Raw genomic sequence first — 468 nt, 5'->3', positions numbered from 1 at the left:
CTTTCTCCTACGCTGTATGCGGAAGTGAAGATGCAGACCGCGACCACATTGCTGATTCCCACCGAGCATGAAGAACGCGCGGTGTATGTGTTGAAGGGTGATGCGCAATTGAATGGCGAGGCGATCGAGCCGCATGCGCTGGTGGTGCTGCCAGCCGGCGAAGAGATGAGCCTGTTTGCCGAAAGCGATGTGCACGCGGTGGTGTTCGGCGGCGCGGCGCTGGACGGGCCGAGACGGATCAACTGGAATTTTGTTGCAAGCGATCCGGCGGCGATTGATGAGGCACGGCGCAAATGGGCGGCCAAGGAATGGCCGACGGTGCCGGGGGAAGTCGAGCGGATCGAACTACCGCGCTAGGCCGCTTACCCTCACCCCAGCCCTCTCCCAGAGGGAGAGGGAGCCGACCGAGGCGTCTTGCGTTATACATCGACCTGAAAAATCCCGGCGATTATGGATTCGCCTGTTCAC

At 60.9% G+C, this 468-nt stretch carries 1 protein-coding gene; it reads left to right on the top strand.

Features of this window, described 5'->3' with window-relative positions:
* Positions 1-357 (top strand): pirin-like C-terminal cupin domain-containing protein (locus AC0T7J_RS25210; protein WP_473798474.1); only part of this gene is annotated, 357 nt, incomplete at its 5' end.
* Between the last annotated feature and the right edge of the window lie 111 nt (positions 358-468).

The sequence above is a fragment of the Pantoea sp. E956-1 genome (genome assembly GCF_982223955.1).
Note: the sequence above shows the minus strand (reverse complement) of the source record. Positions and strands in the feature narration are given on the sequence as shown.